General features: G+C 54.0%; 21 protein-coding genes and 3 tRNA genes. 8 read left to right on the forward strand and 16 right to left on the reverse strand.

The annotated features are described in order from the left end of the window. Nucleotides 1–241: 241 nt before the first annotated feature. Together hpaR and tsr are read left to right on the forward strand one after the other, a co-directional pair. Nucleotides 242–682 carry a homoprotocatechuate degradation operon regulator HpaR gene (gene hpaR / locus KTH07_RS00680; RefSeq protein WP_017383846.1) on the forward strand — a complete coding sequence of 147 codons (441 nt, stop codon included), beginning with the start codon at nucleotides 242–244 and terminating at the stop codon, nucleotides 680–682. Nucleotides 683–765: 83 nt separating this feature from the next. Beyond that, entirely contained in the window at nucleotides 766–2,430 is a 1,665-nt protein-coding gene (gene tsr, locus KTH07_RS00685; protein WP_017383845.1) for a methyl-accepting chemotaxis protein, read from the forward strand. A 321-nt stretch (nucleotides 2,431–2,751) separates the two neighbouring features. Here tsr and KTH07_RS00690 read toward each other — a convergent pair whose 3' ends face one another. The 9 genes from KTH07_RS00690 to KTH07_RS00730 all read right to left on the reverse strand — a co-directional run bounded on the left by KTH07_RS00690 (nucleotide 2,752) and on the right by KTH07_RS00730 (nucleotide 10,047). Beyond that, a complete protein-coding gene (locus tag KTH07_RS00690; RefSeq protein WP_045141642.1) occupies nucleotides 2,752–3,261 on the reverse strand; it encodes a GNAT family N-acetyltransferase in 510 nt (169 codons plus the stop codon). After that, nucleotides 3,261–5,552, reverse strand: coding sequence for a phosphatidylglycerol--membrane-oligosaccharide glycerophosphotransferase (opgB, locus tag KTH07_RS00695; RefSeq protein WP_032103060.1), 2,292 nt, complete (start codon nucleotides 5,550–5,552; stop codon nucleotides 3,261–3,263). Before opgB ends, KTH07_RS00690 begins: the two co-directional genes overlap by 1 nt. A gap of 271 nt (nucleotides 5,553–5,823) precedes the next feature. After that, nucleotides 5,824–6,306, reverse strand: a complete 483-nt coding sequence (locus tag KTH07_RS00700; protein WP_015572603.1) for a DUF2501 domain-containing protein — start codon at nucleotides 6,304–6,306, stop codon at nucleotides 5,824–5,826. 84 nt (nucleotides 6,307–6,390) lie between these two features. Then, nucleotides 6,391–7,128, reverse strand: coding sequence for a DNA replication protein DnaC (gene dnaC, locus KTH07_RS00705; protein ID WP_003856580.1), 738 nt, complete (start codon nucleotides 7,126–7,128; stop codon nucleotides 6,391–6,393). Beyond that, nucleotides 7,125–7,670: a primosomal protein DnaT gene (gene dnaT / locus KTH07_RS00710; protein ID WP_101429121.1), complete on the reverse strand. Its 546-nt coding sequence runs from the start codon at nucleotides 7,668–7,670 to the stop codon at nucleotides 7,125–7,127. The genes dnaC and dnaT overlap by 4 nt, the downstream gene beginning before the upstream one ends. Before the next feature lie 126 nt (nucleotides 7,671–7,796). Beyond that, complete coding sequence (locus tag KTH07_RS00715) at nucleotides 7,797–8,225, reverse strand: organic hydroperoxide resistance protein (protein ID WP_003856578.1); 429 nt, start codon at nucleotides 8,223–8,225, stop codon at nucleotides 7,797–7,799. Nucleotides 8,226–8,309: 84 nt separating this feature from the next. Then, on the reverse strand, nucleotides 8,310–8,762 hold the full coding sequence (locus tag KTH07_RS00720) for a MarR family winged helix-turn-helix transcriptional regulator (protein WP_023295883.1): 453 nt from the start codon (nucleotides 8,760–8,762) through the stop codon (nucleotides 8,310–8,312). A 44-nt stretch (nucleotides 8,763–8,806) separates the two neighbouring features. Beyond that, nucleotides 8,807–9,280 (reverse strand): threonine/serine exporter, encoded by a 474-nt coding sequence (locus KTH07_RS00725; RefSeq protein WP_032103059.1) that lies wholly within the window; start codon nucleotides 9,278–9,280, stop codon nucleotides 8,807–8,809. Next, entirely contained in the window at nucleotides 9,271–10,047 is a 777-nt protein-coding gene (locus tag KTH07_RS00730) for a threonine/serine exporter ThrE family protein (RefSeq protein ID WP_032620879.1), read from the reverse strand. Before KTH07_RS00730 ends, KTH07_RS00725 begins: the two co-directional genes overlap by 10 nt. Nucleotides 10,048–10,436: 389 nt before the next feature. On the opposite strand from KTH07_RS00730, the gene KTH07_RS00735 reads away from it, so the two are divergent. Together KTH07_RS00735 and bglJ are read left to right on the forward strand one after the other, a co-directional pair. Continuing rightward, nucleotides 10,437–11,174 (forward strand): LuxR C-terminal-related transcriptional regulator, encoded by a 738-nt coding sequence (locus KTH07_RS00735; protein ID WP_017383841.1) that lies wholly within the window; start codon nucleotides 10,437–10,439, stop codon nucleotides 11,172–11,174. Next, a complete protein-coding gene (gene bglJ, locus KTH07_RS00740; protein ID WP_017383840.1) occupies nucleotides 11,171–11,812 on the forward strand; it encodes a DNA-binding transcriptional activator BglJ in 642 nt (213 codons plus the stop codon). The genes KTH07_RS00735 and bglJ overlap by 4 nt, the downstream gene beginning before the upstream one ends. Nucleotides 11,813–11,843: 31 nt before the next feature. Here the strand turns inward: bglJ and KTH07_RS00745 are convergent, their stop codons facing one another. Further along, complete coding sequence (locus tag KTH07_RS00745) at nucleotides 11,844–12,302, reverse strand: YbaK/EbsC family protein (protein ID WP_003856572.1); 459 nt, start codon at nucleotides 12,300–12,302, stop codon at nucleotides 11,844–11,846. A 328-nt stretch (nucleotides 12,303–12,630) separates the two neighbouring features. Here KTH07_RS00745 and KTH07_RS00750 point away from each other — a divergent pair, with 328 nt between their 5' ends. Further along, a complete protein-coding gene (locus KTH07_RS00750) occupies nucleotides 12,631–13,977 on the forward strand; it encodes a PTS cellobiose transporter subunit IIC (protein WP_003856571.1) in 1,347 nt (448 codons plus the stop codon). A 77-nt stretch (nucleotides 13,978–14,054) separates the two neighbouring features. Here KTH07_RS00750 and fhuF read toward each other — a convergent pair whose 3' ends face one another. Beyond that, nucleotides 14,055–14,843, reverse strand: coding sequence for a siderophore-iron reductase FhuF (gene fhuF / locus KTH07_RS00755; protein ID WP_003856570.1), 789 nt, complete (start codon nucleotides 14,841–14,843; stop codon nucleotides 14,055–14,057). A gap of 95 nt (nucleotides 14,844–14,938) precedes the next feature. Further along, the gene (locus tag KTH07_RS00760) at nucleotides 14,939–16,003 is read right to left on the reverse strand and encodes a GGDEF domain-containing protein (protein WP_032620882.1); all 1,065 of its coding nucleotides are present in this window, start codon (nucleotides 16,001–16,003) and stop codon (nucleotides 14,939–14,941) included. Between the two features lie 215 nt (nucleotides 16,004–16,218). Here KTH07_RS00760 and KTH07_RS00765 point away from each other — a divergent pair, with 215 nt between their 5' ends. Further along, nucleotides 16,219–16,488 (forward strand): DUF1435 domain-containing protein, encoded by a 270-nt coding sequence (locus tag KTH07_RS00765; RefSeq protein ID WP_026080652.1) that lies wholly within the window; start codon nucleotides 16,219–16,221, stop codon nucleotides 16,486–16,488. A gap of 42 nt (nucleotides 16,489–16,530) precedes the next feature. Here the strand turns inward: KTH07_RS00765 and KTH07_RS00770 are convergent. From KTH07_RS00770 to rsmC, 4 genes are all read right to left on the reverse strand, one after another. After that, nucleotides 16,531–16,617: transfer RNA gene (locus KTH07_RS00770), tRNA-Leu, on the reverse strand. 32 nt (nucleotides 16,618–16,649) lie between these two features. Continuing rightward, nucleotides 16,650–16,735 (reverse strand) — tRNA-Leu (locus KTH07_RS00775). A gap of 28 nt (nucleotides 16,736–16,763) precedes the next feature. Next, nucleotides 16,764–16,850: transfer RNA gene (locus KTH07_RS00780), tRNA-Leu, on the reverse strand. 144 nt (nucleotides 16,851–16,994) lie between these two features. After that, nucleotides 16,995–18,023 (reverse strand): 16S rRNA (guanine(1207)-N(2))-methyltransferase RsmC, encoded by a 1,029-nt coding sequence (gene rsmC, locus KTH07_RS00785; RefSeq protein ID WP_015572609.1) that lies wholly within the window; start codon nucleotides 18,021–18,023, stop codon nucleotides 16,995–16,997. Between the two features lie 102 nt (nucleotides 18,024–18,125). Here rsmC and KTH07_RS00790 point away from each other — a divergent pair, with 102 nt between their 5' ends. Then, nucleotides 18,126–18,539: a DNA polymerase III subunit psi gene (locus KTH07_RS00790; protein WP_017694553.1), complete on the forward strand. Its 414-nt coding sequence runs from the start codon at nucleotides 18,126–18,128 to the stop codon at nucleotides 18,537–18,539. Next, nucleotides 18,508–18,951, forward strand: a complete 444-nt coding sequence (rimI, locus tag KTH07_RS00795) for a ribosomal protein S18-alanine N-acetyltransferase (RefSeq protein ID WP_003856565.1) — start codon at nucleotides 18,508–18,510, stop codon at nucleotides 18,949–18,951. The genes KTH07_RS00790 and rimI overlap by 32 nt, the downstream gene beginning before the upstream one ends. Nucleotides 18,952–18,960 lie beyond the last annotated feature (9 nt).

An 18,960-nucleotide genomic window follows, 5' to 3' on the forward strand; every position in this document is an offset into this window, starting at 1 on the left:
GTTTTGATTTCATTAATATATTAATGATCTGGTTTTATGCTTTTGCTGTTCGTTTCGCAATCAGAAGTGAATAATTTGTGATGCAAATAACAATAAATTTACATAAAAGGGTGGATTGATATTTAAATCAATAAGTTAAAAAAATAGCTTTGTTTCTGTTAGACTTTTTGGGTTAAAACGTGTTGTCTATAAAAGCATCTGTTTTTAATTGTTTATTTGTTAATGATGTAAGGGGTAGATGATGCATGACTCATTAACCATCGCGCTGTTGCAGGCGCGTGAAGCGGCTATGGGCTACTTCCGCCCGATAGTGAAGCGGCATAATCTGACCGAGCAGCAGTGGCGTATCGTCCGCGTGCTGGCCGAGCATCCCTCCATGGATTTTCACGATCTGGCGTTCCGCACCTGTATTTTGCGCCCAAGCCTGACCGGCATTCTGACGCGGATGGAGCGCGACGGTCTGGTGCTGCGCTTAAAACCGGTGACTGACCAGCGCAAGCTGTACGTGTCGCTGACGAAAGAAGGCAACGCGCTGTACCAGCGTGCTCAGGCTCAGGTGGAAGAGGCGTACCAGCAGATAGAGGCGGAATATACGCCTGAGAAGATGAAGCAGCTCACGGCGCTGCTGGAAGAGTTTATTGAACTTGGAAACCGACATATCGCCGCGAGGGACGAAGCGTAAAAACCCTAAATTCCAGGATGATTTTCGTAAAGTTTTCTCATGCCAGGCCGAATATTCTGTATCTGCCTGAGGAAAGAGAAAACATGTTAAACCGAATCAAGATTGTCACCAGCTTACTGCTGGTTTTAGCGATATTTGGCCTTTTACAACTCACGTCTGGTGGTCTTTTCTTCAATGCCCTGAAGCATGACAAAGAGAATTTCACCATCCTGCAAACCATTCGCCAGCAACAATCCACCCTGAACGGTAGCTGGGTGGCGCTGCTGCAAACCCGTAACACCCTGAACCGCGCGGGTATCCGCTATATGATGGATCAGAACAATATCGGCAGCGGCTCAACCGTCGCCGAGCTGATGCAGATTGCCTCTGCGTCTCTGAAACAGGCGGAAAAAAACTGGGCGGATTACGAAGCGCTGCCGCGCGACCCGCGTCAGAGCGACGCTGCGGCACTGGAAATCAAACGTAATTACGATATTTACCATGGCGCGCTGGCTGAGCTGATCCAGCTGCTGGGGGCGGGCAAAATCAATGAGTTCTTCGACCAGCCGACCCAGAGCTATCAGGATGGCTTTGAGAAGCAGTACGTCAACTACCTGCAACAGAACGACGCGCTGTATCAGACCGCGGTTGAAGACAGCAACAGCTCTTACCGCCAGGCTATCTGGGTGCTGATTAGCGTGCTGGCTGCGGTGCTGGTGGTGATTGTTGCCGTCTGGCTGGGTATTCGTCAGGCGCTGATTTCGCCGCTGAACCGTCTGATTGACAGCATTCGTCATATCGCCAGCGGCGACCTGGTGAAGCGCATCGACGTGGAAGGCTCCAACGAGATGGGTGTACTGGCTGACTCCCTGCGCCATATGCAGGGCGAGCTGGTGCGTACCGTGGGTGACGTGCGTAACGGCGCCAACGCCATTTACAGTGGTGCGAGCGAAATCTCGATGGGCAATAACGATCTCTCATCCCGTACCGAACAGCAGGCTGCCTCTCTGGAAGAGACCGCCGCCAGCATGGAACAGCTGACTGCCACCGTGAAGCAGAACGCCGAGAACGCCCGTCAGGCGAGCAACCTGGCGCTGAGCGCGTCTGAAACCGCGCAGAAAGGCGGCAAGGTGGTGGATAACGTGGTGCAGACCATGCGTGACATCGCCGGCAGTTCGCAGAAAATCGCCGATATCATCAGCGTGATCGACGGGATTGCCTTCCAGACCAATATTCTGGCGCTGAACGCGGCGGTAGAAGCGGCGCGTGCGGGCGAGCAGGGGCGTGGTTTTGCGGTGGTTGCAGGTGAAGTCCGAAACCTGGCGCAGCGCAGCGCGCAGGCGGCTCGCGAGATCAAGAGCCTGATTGAAGACTCCGTGGGGCGCGTGGAAATTGGTTCAACGCTTGTTGAAAGCGCGGGTGAAACCATGGGTGAGATCGTGAATGCGGTAACGCGCGTGACGGATATCATGGGCGAAATCGCGTCTGCGTCTGACGAGCAGAGCCGCGGTATCGACCAGGTTGGGCTGGCGGTGGCTGAGATGGATCGCGTGACGCAGCAGAACGCCTCGCTGGTGGAAGAGTCTGCGGCGGCGGCCGCGGCACTGGAAGAGCAGGCGAGCCGTCTGACGCAGGCCGTTGCGGTGTTCCGTATTCAGCAGGAACAGATGAAGGCGCGCGAGTTCGCCTCGGCGAAAAGCGTTGCCGCACCGGTAGTGGCGCGTAAACCGGCGACCGCAGACGCGGGCGATAACTGGGAAACGTTCTGACGCTGTGCGTTTTGCCGGGTGGCGACTGCGCCTGACCCGGCCTACGGGTTGTGCGTTTCGCCGGGTGGCGGCTGCGTCTGACCCGGCCTGCGGGATGTGCGTTTTGCCGGGTGGCGGCTGCGTCTGACCCGGCCTGCGGGATGTGCGTTTTGCCGGGTGGCGGCTGCGCCTGACCCGGCCTACGGGTTGTGCGTTTCGCCGGGTGGCGGCTACGCCTTACCCGGCCTACAGGGTGTGGGTTTTGGCGGGGGCGGCTTCGCCTTACCCGGACGGCGGAATTGGGTTTTGTAGGCCCGGTAAGCGCAGCGCCACCGGGCGATCTTACAGAGGCAGGCGCATGGCGCAGCGGGAACCATACGCTAAACCGTGCGCCGTCTCTTCCTCGCGTTTCTGGCGCAGTTCTGGCGTCAGCGTCGTCATCATTTCAAACCCTAATCGCCTGTAGAAGGGCGCATTCCACGGGACATCACGAAACGTCGTTAACGTCAGCGAGTTCAGCCCCAGACTGCGGGCATGCGCGGCGGCACGGGCGATTAACTGGCGTCCAAGACCTCGTCCCTGCCAGTCCAGGTGAACCGACAGTTCCACAATAAACAGCGTCGATGGATGAGCTTCGGCGAGAATAAAGCCCACGGGCCTGTCGTCAGCCAGCGCCAGCCAGCTTAATCCGCGTCCGGCGTAACCGAGGTGATCTTCAACAGAAATAACCTCATTGTCTGCCAGCCAGGCCAGCTCAGGAACGTCGCGAAACCGCTGCCCCGCCGCGCGTTCAATGGCGGGCAGGGCAGCGACGTCGTCGATGCGCGTCGGGCGAAGAGTGAACGCCGTCATCAGCCAGCGCTGCTCACAATTTTAATCTCCACCATGCCGATCCCCAGCTTGCGCGGAGCGTGACCGAGAATATTCCCTTCGTTAGTGGACTGCGGATCGGGTGGCACAATGACCAGCGTATTGCTGCGCGTTGGGTTATCGAAATGCAGCGTGCTGGTGGTGACATCGTTGCTCAGCGTCAGCGTCTGTTCTTTATCACCGACGCGCACCGGTATAGGACGGTTTGCGTTGGGACCAAATGCCCTGGCGGTGATCACCAGATCGAATTTCTCCGGCAGCGGATGGGTATATTCAATTTTCACCTCATCGCCCAACTGCGCGTTAGACCAGCGCCCCCAGGATTCCGGCCGTGAAATACCGCTGAACTGCTTCACCTCTTCCGGCGCGCCGGCAACATTAAAGATGAAGCTGTCTGCTTTATAACGAATGTCGTTGTCGACGATTTTCAGCAGGTCTACGTTGCGCTGATAGCGTGCGGTATCAATAATCGTATCTTTAAACGCGGTTTTTCCCTGCCACTGCGGTTTGTCAACGTGTTGCACGGTCTGCTCGCCGCCGAGTTGCCCCTGAGAGACGCACCAGTCGGTGGACAGCGAGAGCTGTTGCGACCAGAGCTGGCCCATTTTGTAGCATTTGTCGACCCAGACGAAATTATCGCGCGGGGCAAATTCCGCCAGCTGGAAGCGCAGTGGCGCGGAGTATTCGCTTTCCGGCAGCGGCTCGACGCGGTTATCCGACACGCGCAGCAGCAGCGGCAGGCGGAAATGGCTGCCGGAGAACGCGATCATTTTTTTATCCTGATCGATGGTGAAGTCTTTTATCTCTTTCGGGAAGTTCCACAGACGAATGATATCCGGCTTCCAGGCGAGGATTTTTTCCTTCATGTTGAGGAAGATTTCCGACAGGGACTGGCCCGACAGCGTACTGCGACCCAGGCCAATGAAGTTATCGCCACCCAGAATATCCAGCACGGTAGCGCCGTTATCCATCGAGTTACGTTTAGCGGCAATGATCTCCTGCTGCGGTTTATCGCCGCGCAGCACAAAGAACAGGTTGCTGCGATCCAGCTTATTCAGCTCATCCCAGGCGCTGTTTTTCATCGCCAGATGGTCAGATGAGACGACGATGACCGTATTTTTGAAATACGGCGACGCTTTGATTTTCTCGATTAACGCCGCGATATGCTCCTGGCTACAGGTCACGGCGCTGAACGACTTGTTGTTTTTACCGTCAATGTCATAGCCCTGACGTTTACAGGTGCGTGAGACGAAACCATCCGGATGATGCGTGTCAACGGTCAACGCAAACAGCGAGAAGCGTTTACCGGCGCGGGAAAGCTCCTCGAATTTCTTCCAGGTTTCATCAAGAACGGTATCGTCGTAAAAGCCCCAGTCGTTGCGGTAGGCCGGATCGGCCACCGTGGTTTTCAGCTCTTCGGAACCATACAGGTGATCGAAACCGTGGGATTTCAGGAACACATCTTTCCCGGCAAAGCGCAGGTTAGCGCCCTGCATAAAGTAGTTTTCATAGCCCGAGTTTTTCAGGATATCGCCGAGGCAAATATTCTGCGGGAAGAAGCTCGACATCGAGGCGGAGGCGTTGCCTTCAAACGGAGCGAACAGCGGAATGCCGCACTGGGAGGCCACCATCCCGGCGATGGTGTAATCCGTACCGGGCAGCTGCATGGTGTGGCTAAAGTCGAGGCCCTGGTCTTTCAGCGCGCCAAGCTCTGGCGTCAGGTTCGGGAAAGCATCGTTATCAAAATAGGTGCGTTCCAGACTTTCGCCGTAGATATAGACCAGGTTGAGTCTGGGATTGTCGATCTTCTTCGAGGGTTCTTTGTAATAGGCCGCAAAGTCCGGATCGCCATCGCGCGACTGGGATTTTACCAGCTCGGTAATTTGATGGAATGCCGGGCTGGCATCCACGGAGGCCAGCGCCAGGCACAGCGCCAGCAGGCTGTAGCCATGATGATGCGGACGGTGACGGCGACGGCGCAGAACCCAGGCCAGCGCGGCGAAGATGCCCACCAGGGCGACCACCAGCCCCAGACCCGGAAGGATGTACTTACCCACACCAGCGCCGGTCAGGCTGTTGGTCAACGTGTAGAGCACCGCGTCGTTAATACCGTCGCCGGTAAAGTAATCGCTGGCATATAACGTAATGTTTAAAACAATAAAAATGCCGAGCACCACCAGGGTGGCCACAAACCACCAGGTGTGACGACCGGCTTTCCAGGCATAAACGCCGATGGAAGCCAGGAAAAGGACAAGGGACATTAACTCTGACAACAGCAGATCCTCATCATGCCGGACGCTTAGCCGGCTAATTGCTTATTTTTTGGGTAATACAATGTAATTGCGATGTCGCTTAGCTGCAATTTTAGTGTCACGAAAGTGTGCTGTTGTTAGGATTTGGTTTATAAAATCGGATTTTTGAATACAGTCGCATCGTGGCACACGGAGGCTGAGGTGGTGGCAGGGGGTAATAAAACGCACTTCACGCCGCGGTGTAAGACTAACGTAATAAACCCGGCGTGTTGTGGCAGAAAATGGGAGGCGATCAGGAGAGGAAATTAACGCCTTGTTTCAGCACCAGATCGCAGGCTTTCGTTTTTACCTGTTTCGCCAGAGATGAATTTCCAAGGGTGCTGAGGTTCAGCTGCTGGCCATTTTGCGCGTTCAGCAGACCCTGAATACCGTCCATATAGTTGGTGTCCGCTTTCTGCTCCTGGGTGTCCAGACCCAGTTTACCCAGTACCTGGTTTTTGATGTTTTCGGTATCGGTAACGGAAGCCAGTTTCTGCTTCGCGCAGTATTCCAGAATGCCCGCCGCGTTGTTCATCGTTCCGGCGCTCAGGCTTTGGGAGCTGTTACTCAGCAGGCCGGTGAGGGACGAGGCTGACAGCCCGCCCTGGGAAGTGCCGCTCTCTTTGGTTAACTCACTTGCTGCGCTGGAGAGCGACTCCTGCCATGATGCGGCCTGCGCTGCGCCAGTCACCAGCAGGGCGCCAGTAAGGATGCTGATAAGAAACTGTTTTTTCATAATGATTTACTCAACAAGGTCCGTTTTGGGCCAAAAGTGGGTTCAGTATATACCTCTGCTCTTCCGGTGCTCCCTGGAAATATCTTAATACTCTTTGCCGGTGACGCGGCTGCGATAGCTGTCCCAGTCGAAGATGACGTACAGGCTGTTACCCAGCTTCATGCGATCCATCACCCGCTCGCCAAGAAGTCGGGTCATCTCGTCGATATTGTGGTTCGTCAGCATACCGGTTGGGCGTTTTGACGACGAACGGCGATCGACAATCTGATTGATGATCACTTTTTCGTAGCGGGACTCCGTCTGGACGCCGATCTCGTCGATGACCAGCAAATCCACGTTACTCAAATCATTCAGCAGCTGTTCTTCGCTGGTTTCGCGGTTACTGAAGGTGTCCTTCATGGCGGACATAATATCGGCCACGGTGATAATCAGCACTGACTTCCCGCGCAGCAGCAGCTCGTTGCAGATTGCGGCCGCAAGGTGATTTTTCCCCGTGCCGGGTTTTCCGCTAAAGATGAAGCTGGCAATGTTGCCGTCAAATTCATCCACGTACTGGCGCGCCTGGTTGAGGGCGTTCATCTGCCCCTGTGACTCGACCTTATAATTCTCGAAGGAGCAGTTCTGGTGCAGAGGGCGAATGCCCGAGCGGTTAAAGGTGCGCTGCATTTTCATCGCGCGGTTTTCGCGGGCGAGGGCAGCCGCGCGAATTTTACCCTGCTCTTTTTGCCATGCCAGCAGCTCTTCACCGGTGGTGAAGGCGGGCTTCACGTTGGCGGGCATCATCTTCTGCAAACGTTTCATCAGGTCGCCGACGTTTTTCATTTCGCACCTCGGAATCCATCAGGGATATTTTTGTCCGGTTCTGAAAAGGCATTGATATCACGTTTTGGCTGGCCATTGTTGCTGGCGCGGTTGATTTGCAGACTGCGCGCGAACTTTTGCTGCCACTGAACATGGTGGAAGACTTTTCCTTCAGCCTGCCAGTAAGCGGTAAAGGCCGCCAGCTCTTCTGGCGTCGCGGGCTGCGCGAGGGCTATTCCCCATAAGGCCGCCTGCCGCTGAAAATCGGCGTCCGGCTGCCAACCGGCGTACATGGGAAATTTCCCCATTGGAACGGCCACCGGGGCGCTGGCGGGTTCGTCAAAAAACTGATTATCCAGCATGACATCGCTCGCCGGACGCGACAGCTTCGCTTCAATTTCCAGAAGCTGCGCCAGACGTTCCGGCGTGACCGCATAAAACGCCGGGGCGTTGTCGGCAAATACCGCGAGCGTGCCGCCTTCGGCGTGCGTCAACACACCGCGAGGATCGCGCATAAAGGCATCAATGCCAGCAATGCTGGTAGTCAGGATTCTGGAGGACATAACACTTTCTCAACTGATTACTACGGACGTGATTGAGGGTTATGGTAGCACAGAGAGAGGGGGAGGAAAGGAGAGGATTTCCCCGGCGGCGTTACGCTTACCGGGGCTAAAATCACAGGCGGCAGTTTACGCGATGATGTTCAGCGTCACGTCGATATTGCCGCGCGTCGCGTTAGAGTACGGACAGACGATATGCGCTGCATCCACCAGTTTTTTGGCTTCCGCTGCGTCCATCCCTTCAACGTGGATGTTCAGCTTCGCTTCGATACCAAAACCGGTTGGCAGCGGGCCAATCCCCACTTCGCCTTCAATAAAGGCGTCTTTTGGCAGAGCGAATTTGTCGCGTGCCGCAACGAACTTCATTGCGCCCAGGAAGCAGGCGGAGTAGCCCGCAGCGAACAGCTGTTCAGGGTTGGTTACTTCACCCCCCATGCCGCCCATCTCTTTTGGCACACCCAGTTTGACATCCAGAACGCCATCGGAAGACGTTGCGCGGCCATCACGGCCTCCGGTTGCTTTGGCTTTGGCAGTGTAGACAACTTTTTCTAAAGACATGGCAGGTTCCTCATCTTACGTTTATATGCACTATTAAATAGCGCGCGATGTATTAAGTTAAAATCAGACGCGTAAAGTATAGCCTTACGCGCGATGAAGCTGTTGGCGCAAAAGTTCGAGCTGGTGCTTGAGCGCCAGCATGGTGTCGGTATCACACTGCGCTGCACAGCCCACGGCGTGGGGTATCGTCACGGCCTGCTGTTGCAGCGCCCGGCCCGCGTCGCTCAGGGTGACGGCGACCTGACGCTCATCCTGACGGGAACGCTGGCGGAAGATTAATCCTGCGCTTTCCAGGCGTTTCAGCAGGGGAGTCAGCGTGGCGGAATCCAGGAACAGCCGCTCGCCAATGTCTGACACCGTAATATCATCCTGCTCCCACAGCACCAGCATCACCAGGTATTGCGGGTAGGTCAGGTTAAGCGGCGCCAGCAGTTGCCGGTACAGCTTGTTAAGCGCCAGATTTGCCGAATAGAGGGCAAAACAGAGCTGGTTATCCAGCAGAAGCGCGTTGGTGGTGTCGTTCGTTTTTGCGTCCATGAAATGAATATAGATAGTGCACGATACAATTGCAAGCGATTTTATTATACGCGTGGACGTTTGCGGTAAAGCCATAATCCGGGGATCGACAGGCCGATGGAGAGCGCGCCTACAATCGACGAGGCTTTAAGGAAGTTGCTCAGAAGCAGGATCATCTGCGGTTCGCTGTAGCCAAAGTGGCTGATTTTGACGGCGGAGATCATCGCCGTATAGGCTGAAATGCCCGGGAACATAGGAATGACTGCCGCCACGGTGAACACTTTCGGGTGCGCCAGATACCAGCGGGACCACTGAATACCGATGCTGCCGACCAGCATGGAGGCGATAAACGTCGACCATTCGATATTAAAGCCTGCGGTCATCATGATCATACGTGAGCCGTGGCCAATGGCACCCAGCAGCGCACACCAGGGTAATGCACGCTGTGGGACGTTAAACACCATTGCAAAGCCAACGGCGGGAAGGGCTGCCAGGAGCATGTCCTGCGCCAGTGCGAGAAGAAAATCCATCACGCCCATCCGCGTAACCCCCAGAGTGTCATGGCCATTACCACTCCGATACAGGTCGCCAGCGTCAGCAGGCTGGCTATCGCCCAGCGCGCCAGACCGGTGTTGATGTGGCCTTTGAACATATCAGCGACGGCATTGATTAAGGGAAAACCCGGCACCAGCAGCAATACGCTGGCGGCCATCGCAACAGTAGGCGTGCTGGCGAAGTAAGGCTGGCGCAAAAGAAGGCCGGATACGGTTGTCGCCACGAACGCCGTGATGCAGAAGTTAATTTGCGGATGCAGTTGCCTGTGCGTCAACAGCTGGCGGACATACATCGCGATGCTGCTGGCAAAGAAGGTCACGACAGCGCCGTCCCAGCCGCCCGCGTTGAGTTTGCAGAAGCAGGCGCAGGAGGGTCCCACCATCAGCACAACCAGCCAGCGTGGATACCGGAGAGGTTTGATCTGGTTGAAGCGTTTCTCTATCTCCCTCAGATCGAGCAGCTTGTGTTCAGCAAGGATCACGATGTGCTGCACTTCCGTCACGACGTGCATGTTAATGCCGCGGTCATGATTTTTACGGGTGGAGGTCAGGCACTGTCCGTCTTTAATGGTGGTCAGCACAATGGCATTTGACGAGATGGAGCTCTCAACGCTGTCCATCCCCAGCGCCAGCCCAAGGCGTGTGGAAAGTTCTTCCACGAGGGCGCTTTCTGCCCCGTGTTGTAAGAGAAAAAGCCCGCACTGAATACATAGCCGCGTGGTAGCACGTTGCGTAGACCGATCTGCCTGCATGAAACGCCCTGAAGAGAAGAGAGATTGCTTACTTTTAACACAAAGGGCAGGGCCCTTTGCGCTGGGCCAGATCAACATTTGTGCAATCAGTCGCGTGAGCAGGGGGAGAAAACCGCACTTTCTATTTATTTAATGAATATAAAAATATAGATTTATAAAGACAATATATTAAGTATTTCTAATTTCATATTTTCAATCTTTTCACGCAATCTTAATTAAAGTTTTGTGGTCTTTATGCGATATTAAGCCAGTATTGGGCGTTTCTTAACCCATGTGACATTTCTTCTGATTTGCGAGTATTAAGCCGTTTTGTACTGAGGGATGCAAGCGTGTTTAAACTCGTAGGGTTAGTTCGTTCTTAAATAATGAATTCATGACAGGGAGGGTCTATGTTGCCATTGAATGGTAAACACGGAGTGGTGATTAGTAGAGTGCCGGTTATGCAAAATGGGCTAGGTGGCGTCATGACGCGTCATTTTCCTGATTTTGAAATAACGTACTGCCGTTCGATGCAGGAGTTGACGCTACTACAATTGCGTCGCGCTGGGGTCGTTATTGCCGATATTTCAGGTGAGTATCGTAATCCTCGCGGCACGCTTGAGCAGTATTATGGATTAATGAATCAGTATCGGGACATTCACTGGATATTCCTTGTCTCGCGTCCCCTTTATCCACTTGCAGTAGAGCTTCTTATGCGTCCGGAAAGCACGCTGCTTTCGGATATGGAACCGATCGAAGGCGTTATTAACGCTATTCGCGCGGGCAGTGAACGTGCCGAGCGAATAAGCCAGACGTTATTAATACCGGAAACGTCCGATATTGAAGAAGAGAGTGAGCAAATGATTGCGCTCACCCACTCTGAACGCAAGGTGTTGCGTTTATTAGGTAAAGGTTGGGGAATCAACCAAATAGCCACGCTGCTGAATAAAAGTAATAAAACGATCAGTGCACAGAAAAACAGTGCAATGCGCCGCTTATCACTTCGCAGTAATGCCGATATGTACGCGTGGATAAGCAGTACCCAGGGAATGCGAGAACTCAGTTTAATGTCGGCTTATGGAGAGTTTGAGGAATGGAAAAGACCACTGCAACAAGACATATCGCCGTCATCGAAAGCTGCTCAATGAGCGCTGTAGGGCTGAAGCATCTCTTTGCGATGCCCGCCCTGAGCCATTACCAGGTGCACCTGTTTAGCAGATTCGCCAGCTTTAAAGCGGCGCTCTCGGATATCTCATTCTATGCGGTTATCTATTCACTGTCTGATGAGCGTGAAGAGCGGAGAAACTGTCTGGCCTGTTTACGGGATCTCACCTTCACCCACAGCGACGTCCAGCGTATCGTGCTGGCCTCTGACGAAATGGAGGCGAGGCTGGTCAGCCATCTTTCGCCTTCTCGCTTGCATGGGATAATCAGTAAATCGGTTCCGCTAAAACAGCTAATGGAGGGGCTGGAGACATTACTCAGCGAAACGCATCAGGTGAATGACAACATGTACAATCACTGGTGTGTGAGCCAGAATCGTATGTTAAGCCCAACCGAAAGGGCAATACTGCGTTATATGTCATCGGGTTTTTCAATCCCTGAAATTGCGGCGCAGCTTGAACGCAATATTAAAACCATCCGGGCGCATAAGTTTAACGCAATGGTAAAGCTGGGCGTCAATTCTGACGTGGGATTACTGGATGCGGCGGATATCCTGGCGCATCTCCCTGCCCGGGAAGTGCGTCGTTCAGCTCTCACCGTTCCTTCATTCTCTCAGCGTTAAGTGGTGCGCCAGAGTTCTTCTGGCGCAACGTTTAAATGCAGACATCGACCCATTTTGCTGCGGTCAGCTCCGCCATTCTGTCGGGCGATATACGCACCGCACTGTGGATGGCACCCGCTGCGGGTAACACTTCCGCGTACTGTTTTAATGTGATGTCACAGTAAACAGAGAGCGGATTTTCCAGTCCGAAAGGGCAGACGCCGCCAACAGGATGACCCGTCAGGGTGACTACCTCATCGCTGCTGAGCATGCGGGCTTTTGCGCCGAATGTCTCTTTAAGCTTTTTGTTATCCAGACGCGCATCGCCTTTTGCAACCACCAGAATCACGTCATTTTTAATTTTCAGTGACAGCGTTTTGGCAATTTGGCCGGGTTCAACGTTGTGCGCGGCAGCAGCAAGGGCAACAGTCGCTGTGCTTTGGTTAAGCTCAATGATCTCTATATCCGGAGCGTGTTCGGCAAAAAACTGTTGTACAGACTGCAAACTCATTGATTCCTCCTGACAAATATCCTGCGTAATCTGTCATAAGAATTTAGTCGCTGTAAATATCCCTTAAGTAACAAATATCCGTCAGGGGCGATTTCTGGATCGCCTTCACATTCACAGAAACCGGTTACAGTAACCGGTTGCAGAGCGTGATGCAGAGATTAATACTAAGTGTGTAACTTCCCCTGTATCTAATAATAAGAGCTAATTATGAAACCATTCCGTTTGAGCAGTACCGCAGGTACACGATCCGGCAAGGTTGTGACGCTGATGTATGGAACAACGTGTGACGTGAGAGCGTCCAAAACGAACGTCTGATAGGAGATCTGCTATGTCTGCCAACCACGCTGCATTTAATCTGATTTTCCGCTTCGTTGAAAATTATGTCAGCCCTATTGCCGGGCGCATCTCTTCCCAGCGTCACGTTATGGCTATTCGTGACGGGTTTATCTCAGCGATGCCGTTTATGATTGTAGGCTCGTTTTTATTAGTGTTCGCTTACCCGCCTTTTTCGCCTGATACCACCTGGGGTTTTGCTCGCGCCTGGCTGGATATGGCGAAGCAGTTTGAAGGTCAAATTCTGACGCCGTTTGATATGACAATGGGGGTGATGTCCCTTTATATCTGTGCGGCTATTGCCTACAACCTGGGCAAACATTACGTTAAAACCCATCAGCTGGATCCGTTCATGTGCGCGATGCTGTCGCTGATGGCGTTCCTGCTGGTCGCCGCCCCTAAAACCAAAGGCGCTTTACCGGTGGATAGCCTGGGAGGGACCGGTATTTTCACCGCGATTCTGGTGGCGATCTATTGCGTTGAGATGATGCGTTTCCTGAAAGCACACAATATCGGGATCCGCCTGCCAGACCAGGTTCCACCGATGATCAAAAACTCGTTTGACCTGCTGATCCCGGTGCTGGTGGTGGTGCTCACGCTATACCCGCTGAGCCTGCTGATCCAGTCGCAGTTCGGTATGCTAATCCCACAGGCCATCATGTCGATATTCAAACCGCTGGTCTCTGCGGCTGACTCGCTGCCTGCGATCCTGCTGGCGGTGCTGATTGGCCACCTGCTGTGGTTTGCCGGGATCCACGGCGCGGCGATTGTCTCCGGGATGCTGCAAATGTTCTGGCTGACAAACCTGGGGGCGAACCAGACCGCGCTGGCGGCGAGCCAGCCTTTGCCACACATCTTTATGGAAGCCTTCTGGACGTTCTTTATCGTTATCGGCGGATCGGGGGCGACGATGGGGCTGGTGTTCTGCTATCTGCGTAGCCGCTCCGCGCACCTGCGCTCCATTGGACGTCTGAGCGTGGTACCAAGCATTTTCAATATCAATGAACCGGTGATTTTCGGTACGCCGATTGTGATGAACCCGGTGTTCTTTATTCCTTTCCTGCTGGCGCCGATGGTTAATGCCGTGCTGGCATGGGCAGCGATGAAGTTTGATCTGATTGGCCGCGTGATTTCCGTTGTGCCGTGGACGGCACCGGCTCCGGTTGGTGCCGCCTGGGCGCTGGGCTGGGATTTCCGTGCAGCCATTCTGGTGCTGGTTTTGGCCTGCGTTTCCGCCATTATCTATTTCCCGTTCTTCAAGGTGTACGAGAAACAGTTGCTTCAGCAGGAAGCGGAAGAAGCACAGCGTAATGGAGAAGAGGAAAATCAGCAGGTCGCTTAGGTAAAAGCAAAACGGCAACGTAGGTTGCCGTTTTTAATGTTTGTTCCCTCTCTCTGCGGGTTTCAGGCCGGGCCAGACTACTTAAGCGTGCAATCGCCACACTGCTGCACGTCCGGCAGACGGTAGCGCTGACAGCAGGTACGACGTACCAGAAGTCCCTCACGCGGAACCACGGTGCGGTAAAGAGGGTTGTCCCGTCCATCCGACAGCTGTCTGGCAAAGAAACAGCTCTGACGCAGTGCATCCACTTTCTCGTCGCCGAGCAGCGGCTTCATCTCCGTTAAATACCAGTGGATAAGATACCCGGTATTACTCCAGATCAGTTTGCCGTTAATCTCTCCCGTCGCTTCCAGCGCATCAATGACCGGAACCAGCGCTCTTGTAATCAGCCGTTCCATACGCGCCTGCGCTGACAGGTGTCTCGCGCTCGGATCTTCGTGTACATCAATCCAGAAACAGGCAGCGCGCCCGGTTTCATGAAACTCAACATGGAAATGTTCCGACGAGAGATCGAGCATCGTTTCCTGGGTCAACAGGGCCAGCATGACAGGCGGCACCATCAGCCCGATATACCACTGTGCCCAGAGGGATAACAGCGGTTTGTTTTCCCGCGTCAGGGTAGGTTGGTTACGATAAATATGGTCGGAATAGGTTGCCAGCAGTGACCGCAGCTCCGCAGGGCGTTGCCACTCAGTCAGCGTCAGAGCATGATGCGGCGGTGCTTCATCCAGTTTGATGAAATCCAGCAGATGGGCGCGCGTTACGGCAATTTTTTCCCGAATGGCATCCGCAAGCGTCGTTTCCCCGGCGGAGAGTGGAGCTCGCCAGAGCAGGGGCTCAACGATGTGTGCGGTACGAGTCGCCATAGTGTGGATTACAAATCTAAATGATAATGATTGCCAATCCTAACTATAGATAAAACCGAGCGCAAGCGTTTTATCCTGGCGCTGTGAAGACGGTTTCAGGCGGTATGAAGCTCTTCGCTCAGCAGAATGCTGTTACGTCCCATATGCTTGGCTTCATAGAGGGCTTTATCGGCTTTCGCCAGCGCGCCCTCAACGTCGTCACCTTCGAACATGGCGATGCCGATGCTGATGGTCACGTTAGTGGCGACGCTTTCGTTAAACATATGGGGGATTTTAAGATCGTAAACCTTCTGACGTATGCGTTCAGCCGTCTGTCGCGCTTGCTCCAGCGGGATGTTACTCAACAGCACCATAAATTCTTCCCCGCCAAACCGGGCGACAACATCGCGTGAGCGCACGGCGTCGCGTATCGCAGCCGAGACCCTGATCAAGGCCTGATCGCCCATCATATGGCCATAATGGTCGTTGTAGGCTTTGAAGTGGTCGATATCCATTAGCAGCACGAAGTGCTCGCCAGCGTCAGGCTTGGGAAGATTCTCCAGCCGGCTTTGCAGCCCGCGACGGTTATATAGGCCGGTGAGCGGGTCCATCATGCTGAGATCGGTCAGGGTTTCGCGCTCCTCCAGCAGTTCGGAAAGCAGCTCCTGGGCGAAACGGTCATTGCGCCGCTGAAGAACATGATGGATACCAATAGCGACCACCGGCAGCGCGAAAAAATAGGCCATTCTCAGCCAGTTTTCGGACGGACTAAGCCACAGGCAGGATATAAAAGCGGGAAATGAATGTAACGTAAAGGCTTTAATATTACTCGCGAACGCCAGAGACCCTATAAAAAGCACTGTCAATAGCGCCATCATTAAATAGGTCGCGTGATCGTGCGTGATTAACAGAAATTTAGAGACGATCTGCCAGGCCCATAAAAGACCAAAAATAGCTGAAACAACAGGGATATTTATTTTTCGCGTGCTGTTTTTCCAGTGCCAGATAAGTAAGCCTGTGCTGATAGTCATTACGGCAAAGAGCGGGACTGATAACACACGCACGGAATAGAGAGGGTTTGTTACCGAGAACAATGCTGATGCGGCGTTCAGAAATAAAAACAAACGTAAAGATAGCTGATATTTCTTGTTGACTAAAGACAGCCAGGATTGTGATGTCATATGCGTGCGTTTTTATCAAAACTCAATTAAAACAATGAGCAAGGTGTTGTTGTGTAATATTGGGCGCTACAAAAATGAATTTTTATTATCAGAAAAACTTTATCGGAAGTTAACAGGTGGGCAATTTATCACCTTACACATTCTCTGTCATTATGGGAAAGCAATTGCTGGCGCAATTTCTACGTCGCATGCTGACAAGTGATAATTACTATCATATGATACTGGTTATCATTATCAGTGCGAGAGGTGAAACCATGTTGAGCAAAGCGCTGGGAAGTGGGTGGGGAATATTACTGCCTGGTTCCATTATCGGTGGGCTAATGTTTGCCGATCTCCCCATTGATGTCTGGAAAGCAATGATTGTTTCAGGCTTGCTGGTGACATCCGCGATGATCTGGCACAAACAGTTACGGCATTACGTGCTGCTGCCATCATGCGTTGCGCTAATCAGTGGACTGCTGGTGATTCTGATGAGTTTGAAATAAAAGGGAAAAACAGGAGGCACTGCTGAGGGGATGTAAGATAATTGGTGCGAGGGGGGGGACTTGAACCCCCACGTCCGTAAGGACACTAACACCTGAAGCTAGCGCGTCTACCAATTCCGCCACCTTCGCACAGTCATCTTACTGGTTTGATATCGCCTCGTTGGTGCGAGGGGGGGGACTCGAACCCCCACATCCTAAGGACACTAACACCTGAAGCTAGCGCGTCTACCAATTCCGCCACCTTCGCCCAGTGCGAGCAATATCAACGTGATTTATGGTGCGAGGGGGGGGACTTGAACCCCCACGTCCGTAAGGACACTAACACCTGAAGCTAGCGCGTCTACCAATTCCGCCACCTTCGCATACCATCGACACTGTAAAAGTATCGTAACCACGGAGGCGCATTCTAGATGTTTTCAGCTTTACGTCAACAGAAAATTGCGCACGTTGTTTTGATTGCTGCAAAAATGGGCGATGGCAGCGTCGGCCATCGCCGGACCGGGGGTTTACTTTTTCGCCTGGCGCGTCATCACGGTGCGATAGACCTTAAAGCGGCCCGTCTGGGCGATCACTTCGTGGAAGCCAAAGGTTTCATCCAGCACTTTCGGGTACGCGAGGAAGGCGTTCGCTACGATACGCAGCTCACCGCCGCTGTTGAGGTGACGGGTTGCGCCACGGATCAGCGTTTGCGCCGCTTCAAGGCTGGTCTCCATTCCGTCGTGGAACGGCGGGTTAGAGATGATCATGTCAAAGCGACCGGTCACGTCGGAGAAAACGTTGCTGGCAAACACGTCACCTTCTATGCCATTCGCAGCAAGCGTGGCGCGGCTGGCTTCTACTGCCGGGGCGCTCACGTCACACAGGGTTAAACGCACTTTTGGTGAGTGGCTGGCGAGAACCGTTGACAGCACGCCCGCGCCACAGCCGACGTCCAGCACCTTGCCCTTGGTGTGAGGCGTCAGGGTGGACAGCAGCAGCTTGCTGCCCGTATCGAGCGCATCACGACTGAACACGCCCGGCAGGGTTTTAATGGTCAGGCCGTCAAGCTGGTACTCGTCCCAGAAGGCGTCGGCATCGAAGGTGGTCTGTTTTTCCAGACGACCATGGTACAGTCCGCAGCGACGGGCGCTGTCGATTTTCGTCAGCGGCGCCCAGGCTTCGAGCATCTGCTCTGCGCTACGCACCCCGCTGCGGTTCTCACCGACAACAAAAATATCGCAGCCGACCGGCAGCAGAGAAAGCAGGTTCATCAGCTGGAACTGGGCTTCCGGCTTGTTTTTCGGCCAGTAGTAAATGAGCGTATCGCAGTCAGCAATATCGCTCTGCTCCGCCGCCAGGCTAAAGCGCGCGCGCTCGCCCATCTGGCGGCTCAGCACCTGCCAGTGGTGATAGTACTGGGTGTGGGCACGGCTTTCAGCACAGTCGAAACGCGCGGGCAGGTCATCCTGCATATCTCCGGCAAACAGAATACGGCTTTCTTCGAAATCATCACTGTGACGCAGCAAGACTTCACTTGCCGGGGTAAATGCAGACATGAATTGTTCCTCAATAAACTCAGGCGGGGATTATAGTAGGTAGATGGCGCAGTTTCGACACATTTGCTATATTTGCGCGCCTGAGAGACAGGAGTTTTCGCTATGATATCCCGACGAGACTGGCAGTTGCAGCAGCTGGGCATTACCCAGTGGGCTTTGCGTCGCCCGACGGCGTTGCGGGGCGAAATAGCCATCTCCATACCTGCGCATGTCCGCCTGGTGATGGTGGCAGAAGCGCCGCCTGCCCTGAACGAGCCCCTGATTGAGGATGTCCTTCGCACCCTGAAGGTGACCCGCGATCAGGTATTACAGCTGGCGCCTGAAAGCGTCGCGATGCTTCCCCCTGACAGCCGCTGTAACAGCTGGCGAATCGGGGCGGTGGACGAGCTACCTCTTGAAGGAAGCCAGATCAGTTCGCCAGCGCTGGACGAACTGAAAGCCAACCCAAAAGCGCGTAGCGCGCTATGGCAACAAATTTGCGAATATGAACACGATTTCTTCCCTCACGACGGCTGACCTGACCACCGCGTTCGCGATTGAAACCCGCGCCCATGCCTTTCCGTGGAGCGAAAAGACGTTTGCCAGCAATCAGGGCGAACGCTATTTAAATCTCCGCCTGGACGTTGACGGTGCGATGGCTGCGTTCGCCATCACGCAGGTCGTTCTGGACGAGGCGACGCTGTTTAATATTGCGGTCGATCCCGCTTACCAGCGCCGCGGGCTGGGCAGGGAACTGCTTGAGCACCTCATTCGTGAGCTGGAAACCCGTGACGTTTTCACCCTGTGGCTGGAGGTGCGCGCGTCCAATGTCGCCGCCATCGCGCTCTATGAAAGCTTAGGCTTCAACGAGGCGACTATCCGCCGTAACTACTACCCCACCGCAGAGGGACGTGAAGACGCCATTATCATGGCTCTGCCGATTGGATAACGAAAATAA

The organism is Enterobacter cloacae complex sp. ECL72 (assembly GCF_019056635.1).
Taxonomy (GTDB): Bacteria; Pseudomonadota; Gammaproteobacteria; order Enterobacterales; family Enterobacteriaceae; genus Enterobacter; species Enterobacter hormaechei_C.